The organism is Halohasta sp. A2, from assembly GCF_056175805.1.
Genome location: NZ_JAQFWV010000204.1, coordinates 1 through 477, shown reverse-complemented (window position 1 = coordinate 477; position 477 = coordinate 1). Strand labels below are relative to the sequence as shown.

Annotated in this window: 1 protein-coding gene; it reads left to right on the top strand. The window is 57.7% G+C overall.

All coding sequences use genetic code 11. The features are described 5' to 3' along the window. Positions 1 to 362, top strand: a 362-nt coding sequence (locus O2S87_RS18790; RefSeq protein ID WP_475410233.1) for an RNA-guided endonuclease InsQ/TnpB family protein, incomplete at its 5' end; no start/stop codon positions are given. Positions 363 to 477 lie beyond the last annotated feature (115 nt).

Below are 477 nucleotides of genomic sequence, written 5' to 3'. Positions count from 1 at the left end.
CGGTCGAAGACCTCGACGCGAAGGGCTTGGTCGAGCTACCGGGGAACTCACGGAACCGCGCAGGAGCGGCGTGGGGGATGTTCCTACGACTGCTCGAATACAAGTGCGACCGCGAAGGGACGCACTTTGTCGCGGTCAATCCGAGAGGGACGACCAAAGAGTGCGCATCCTGCGGCGTTTCGAGCGACAAGCCGTTATGGGTGCGCGAACACTCTTGTCCGGCATGTGGGTTTGAGGCAGACAGGGACGCGAACGCGGCGTGGAACATTCTTTCTCGCGGTCTCGAAGACGTAGGAGTGGTTCACTCCGAAGGAACGTCCTCAGAATCGCTCTGCGATTCTGATGTGCGGACGAGAGCTTGAGTGGTCTGCGCTATGTTTGAATCTACGGAGCGCGTATAGGCGCTAATGAAGGCTTCTCGTCGGACCAAGTTGGTGAAACATCTGTCGGAAAAAGAGCTTGATGACGCGATCAATG